The 857-nt window shown below is 50.9% G+C and carries 1 pseudogene; it reads left to right on the top strand.

Annotated elements, in window-relative coordinates:
* A pseudogene (locus ACFIKU_RS09945) lies at positions 1–857 on the top strand (filamentous hemagglutinin); the annotation flags it as partial.

Below are 857 nucleotides of genomic sequence, written 5' to 3'. Positions count from 1 at the left end.
AAGCACGCGCCAAAGGAGCAGTAAAAGCGCGTTCTCACCACGACAGTGTGCATGTGAAAGATCTGCTTTTTTCAGAAGAAGCAGTTGAACTGAAGGCTTTGAAACATGTTGAACTGGCTGAGCAAGCTCGCGTTGCGGCAAGCGGTGCTGTTGATGTGCACGCCGATCTGATCAAGCTCCAGTCTCATGCTCTTCTAGCAAGCGGTATTGGGAGTGATGGTAAACAGTCAGCGACGGGTTCTTTGCATTTACAGGCAGCAAAGCTTGAGGCGGGGAATGGGCGGATAGCCGCCGGTGATCTCTTAGAGATCCAAGCAGCAACAATTGATCTAAGCCGCATGCAAGACAATGATCAAACAGGGGTTTCTTCCCTTGGCGATCTGACCATTAAAACCAATCAAATCAGCGCTTTAAACAACCATATTGGTGCCAAGGGGAATATTGTCTTGAGCGCCGATGATGGGCTCACTGTAGGCGCTGGACATTATAGCGCCGGCGGCTCTCTTTTGGTGGAAGCAGCAGAGCTTACATCACGCGCGCGCTTAGTGGCAGAGCAAAAAGTTGACCTTTATGCGCATCACGGTGCCCTGATCCAAGAAGGCACTGTCTGGTCCAATGGGAAGATAACGCTGGATGCCCATGGTGCCCTCAATCACACGGGTGATATTGTCAGCATGCAGCAGGTTGCCTTGACAGCGGGTAGCATGCTCACAACCTCTCAAGAGAGCACGATTTTAAGTTATGATGTGGTTTTGAGTGCTGATGCTTTAACCCAAGCAGGGACTGTGGAAGCTCAAGAGGGAGCATTAACCCTTCAAGTGCGTGATGGGGTTATCAATAGCGGCACAATGCGCGGT

The sequence above is a fragment of the Bartonella sp. CM120XJJH genome (genome assembly GCF_042194715.1).
Taxonomy (GTDB): Bacteria; Pseudomonadota; Alphaproteobacteria; order Rhizobiales; family Rhizobiaceae; genus Bartonella.
Note: the sequence above shows the minus strand (reverse complement) of the source record. Positions and strands in the feature narration are given on the sequence as shown.